General features: G+C 34.9%; 5 protein-coding genes. All 5 read right to left on the bottom strand.

Features of this window, described 5'->3' with window-relative positions:
- Positions 1-335: 335 nt before the first annotated feature.
- Positions 336-974, bottom strand: a complete 639-nt coding sequence (locus NT145_00810) for a lactate utilization protein (protein ID MCX5781238.1) — start codon at positions 972-974, stop codon at positions 336-338.
- 18 nt (positions 975-992) lie between these two features.
- Positions 993-1829, bottom strand: coding sequence for a substrate-binding domain-containing protein (locus NT145_00805; GenBank protein ID MCX5781237.1), 837 nt, complete (start codon positions 1827-1829; stop codon positions 993-995).
- Between the two features lie 39 nt (positions 1830-1868).
- Entirely contained in the window at positions 1869-2498 is a 630-nt protein-coding gene (locus NT145_00800) for a nitroreductase family protein (protein MCX5781236.1), read from the bottom strand.
- Positions 2491-3300, bottom strand: a complete 810-nt coding sequence (locus tag NT145_00795; GenBank protein MCX5781235.1) for a biotin--[acetyl-CoA-carboxylase] ligase — start codon at positions 3298-3300, stop codon at positions 2491-2493. The genes NT145_00800 and NT145_00795 overlap by 8 nt, the downstream gene beginning before the upstream one ends.
- An 8-nt stretch (positions 3301-3308) precedes the next feature.
- The coding region (gene nadC / locus NT145_00790) for a carboxylating nicotinate-nucleotide diphosphorylase (protein ID MCX5781234.1) at positions 3309-4079 on the bottom strand (771 nt) is incomplete at its 5' end.

The following is a 4079-nucleotide window of genomic DNA, read 5'->3' as shown; positions in this document are numbered from 1 at the left end:
CTTGATTACACCGATTAAGACAGATTACACAGATTAAACTTCGTCGGTGTATCCGTGTAATCGCTGTTTGCAATCTGTGTAATCAGGGCTTACCGAAAAATTATAAATGATAAAAAATGCAAGCTTTTTGATGAAATGCGCGTTAAAACCGTGCACTTCTAACTTCTTTTTTTTCGTATACCTCATTAATAATTCAATCATTAGTTTTATTTTTCATTAAGCCCTATTTACAGATTATGGAGGATACGATTATAGATAAATTCAAAAAGGAAATCCGCAGAAGAAATGAAACCTGGCAATTAGGCTTCATATTTGAAAGGAATTTAATTAAATATTTAATATCCCAATTCTTCAGGAATTAAAACAATGTAATAATCTGTGTACGAAGGTTTCTTTCTAATTTTAAGATAAATATTACATATCCTTTCTGCTGAATCACAATCTGAACATAAACCCGTTTTTGCGCAAGGTGTAGCTAAAGCGAGCCGTTTAGAATTCATGGGGCCTGCCTTTGTTTTTACCCTATTTAAGGCTGCGATATCATCTTCAACTATTTTATTTACACCTGCAATCAAAATTACTTTTCTGGGCCCAAAAACCGCACCTGAAGTTCTGTTCCCTATTCTGTCCACAAAAAATAATGACCCTTCCAAGGTCAAAGCGTTCGGGCTAGCGATAAAAACATCAGCATTAAGAGCCTTTCGTCTAAGCTCTATCACTTCATCCTGTTTCATCCCGGATTTTTGCAGTATCAGTTTTTGTCCGCGCTGGCTTAATGCTTCAACAATATTGATTTGTTTTACTGTCTGCGATCCCCCAAAAGCGACAATTTCATTTTTTCCTATTATTTCTAATATTTTATTTTTTGCTTCTTCGCTATTTTTTGCCGTTAAAACTTCAAAATTATTTTTTTTCAAAGATTTGGCGGCAATATTTATTAATTCATTATCATGCCAAAGGACATTTTCATCCATATAATATTCTCAGTTAACTCAAGATATTTTTGAGCCGCAGGATTTTCTCACGACTATCTCGCCGACAAGCTCAACTTGCTGTTGCTGGCACCTATTAGACTCATTTGCTGTTACAATTGATCTTGCGGCAATGTATCCCAGATTTTTAAAGGGCTGCCGGTAGGTTGTCAACGGTATATAAAATGTGGACGCAAAATCAAAATCATCAAATCCGACCACTGCAATATCTTCCGGTGTTCTTATACGCTCATCTATCAAGGCTCTGATAGCGCCAACAGCCATTAAATCATTTGCCGCAAATATTGCCGTAAAACTTTTTCTATCATGAGAAAGAAATTCTTTCATTCTTTCATATGCCAGAGTAATGCTGAAATCACACGTCAAAATAAGCCTGGGATTAAACTTTATATTATATTTTCCCAACGCATTTTTAAAACCTTTAAATCTGTCAATATTATTCTGGCTTTCCTGAAATCCTGCTATATATAATATTTTCTCGTGCCCAAGCTTGATAAGATGTTCTGTCATTGTCATTGCGCCGCGGACATTATCAAGATCAACCCAGCCAAGTTTAGCCGAGCGGCAATTTATTAAAACTGACTTGTACTTATTTTCTTTTTCCAGAAGTTTTACGGAATTATCGTTAATAAAAGGCGAGATATCAATTATTCCTGCAATTTTTTGTTTTTTGGAAGCAAGGATATCAGCCAAACTATTATCTTGCTGGGTATAAAGAAGCTTGAAGCCCGTACCTTCAAACGCATAATCAATACCCGACTTAATATTTTTAAAATAAAGTGATCCGAGAAAATGTTTTTCGGGACGATTTGACAATAAAACGGTATCTTTAATCATAAATAACCCCCGAATTATTACTGATAATTATATAATATTTTAGCGAACAAAACTATATATTTCTTTTATATTTTTCCTTGGCGTTGCCGCGGGCGATTTTTTGTATTTTCCCACAGGAATAAAAGCGGCTAATTCATTTTCCTTGTCAATTTTCAGGATATCTTCAATCTTTTCGCGTGCAATCAAAGGTCCGGTCATCCAGCAAGCGCCATACCCCAAAACATGCGCCATAAGTAACAGGTTTTGAACTGCAGCCGAGACACCCTGAATATCCGAATTTGATTTAAACGGAATATTGTATCTTTTCATTATTCTTATGCTAAGAGTTTCATACGGTTTTTTCACTACTGCTATTACCGCCGGCGCTTGAACAAAAAACTTGAAATACTCGCTGTAAGATATATATTCTTTCCGAGCCCTGGAAGAATTTATATTTTTCGCGTTTTCATCAACTTGCTTAAGGACTGCTTCAAATACTATTTTCTTAAGAGTATCTGAAGTTATAACTATGAAATACCAATTCTGGAGATTGCTTCCTGAAGGGGCAAATGAAGCAGCTTCTATCATTTTTTCAATATCTGCTTCGGGTATTGGATCAGGCAGAAACTCTCGAACGCTTCTTCTTGTTTTTAAAATCTCAATAAATTTATCGCTAGAAATGCTACTCATATTTTAATATTGTTCCGGCTAATATTTTTCTGATAATTTTATTCTTCAATCTTATCCATAAAAAGCCGTTCTCGTCTATTTCCTTAACTACACCTGAATATATACGCCCTCCTTCTTCAACTTTAATATTTTTGTTATTCAAAAATGAATATCTTTGAAATTTGGTTCTAAAATATTTAAATCCTTTTATTTTAAATATTTTATAATTAAAATAATAATTTTTTAATATTTCAGCTAAAAGTTTTGTTCTGTTTATTCTATATCTCAAAATACTTTTTAATGATACCGCCTTCTTTCTAATTCCTGCTGATAAAACATTATTTACATTCAAGCCGGCCCCAATAATTGTCCATTTCACTCTGTTAGAAATTAAGGCGCTTTCAACCAGTATTCCTCCAAGCTTTTTTTCATTGTAAATAATGTCGTTAGGCCATTTTATTAGAGGTTTTATATTAAACATTTTTCCCAGTGTTTCGCACAATGAAATTGCAGTAATTAAACTGAATTGCAGATTTTTTTCCGGGCTGATTTTTGGATAAAGTATAATTGAAAACCACAATCCGCCTCTCGGAGAAAACCAGTTTCTGCTAAACCTTCCGCGCCCGTAAGATTGTCTTTCTGCTAAAACTACTGTTCCTTCTTTTTCTCCTGTGTCCGCAAGGCCTTTGGCTGTATCCTGCGTTGAATTTGTGCGCAGAAAATAATGTATTTTTTTCCCGGCAAAATATGGTATTATTTCCTTTAGACTTTTTGAATTAATAAGATCTTTTTCGTAATTATTTAGAGCCGCTTTTTTTATCATAAGTTAGACTATTTTCCAAACTCAAGGCTTATATCCAGCGACGGAGCAGAATGAGTCAACGCCCCAACTGAAATTCTGTCAACTCCTGTTTTAGCGAAATTTCTTACTGTATTTAAAGTCACGCCGCCGGAAACTTCCGTTTGCGGATGATAACTTCCAAATTTGGAAAAATCTCTGACCATTTTTAATGCCTTTTTTATGGTATTAATGTCCATGTTATCAAACATTATTAGATCTGCCTTTGCCCACAGAGCTAGGCTTACCTGGTTTAAATTTTTGCATTCTATTTCAACCTTTATGCCGCGGTTCTTATTTCTAACAGATTTTACCGCAGACTGAATATCTTTTATCAGAATCAGATGGTTATCTTTTATCAAAGCCATATCCGACAAACTAAATCTATGGTTGTACCCTCCCCCGCATAAAACCGCATATTTTGCCAAAGCTCTCATACCGGGCAATGTTTTTCTAGTATCATAGATTTTGGCTTTTGTTCCTTTAACCTTTTGCACAAACCTTGAAGTAAGCGTAGCTATACCTGACAAATGCTGTATGAAATTAAGCGCCGTTCTTTCTCCGGCTAGTATTGCCCTTGCAGATCCAACAAGGATTCCTGCGATTTTCCCCTTTCTTACTTTTTGCCCGTCTTTAGCGACGGATTTAAATTTTATTTTCTTATCCAGCAAACTAAAGACTTCTCCAAATATTTTTAATCCGCAGATTATGCCTTCATCTTTCACAACAAGCCTTGCTTGTACTACCTTTTCGCTTGGAATAAT

It is taken from the genome of Elusimicrobiota bacterium (assembly GCA_026388075.1).
Lineage (GTDB): Bacteria > Elusimicrobiota > Endomicrobiia > Endomicrobiales > JAPLKN01 > JAPLKN01.
This window is presented reverse-complemented; position numbering and strand designations above follow the sequence as displayed.

Coding starts and splice junctions, on each gene's coding strand:
- NT145_00810 (MCX5781238.1), bottom strand. CDS start 974: ATGGATGAAAATGTCCTTTGGCATGATAATGAATTAATAAATATTGCC.
- NT145_00805 (MCX5781237.1), bottom strand. CDS start 1,829: ATGATTAAAGATACCGTTTTATTGTCAAATCGTCCCGAAAAACATTTT.
- NT145_00800 (MCX5781236.1), bottom strand. CDS start 2,498: ATGAGTAGCATTTCTAGCGATAAATTTATTGAGATTTTAAAAACAAGA.
- NT145_00795 (MCX5781235.1), bottom strand. CDS start 3,300: ATGATAAAAAAAGCGGCTCTAAATAATTACGAAAAAGATCTTATTAAT.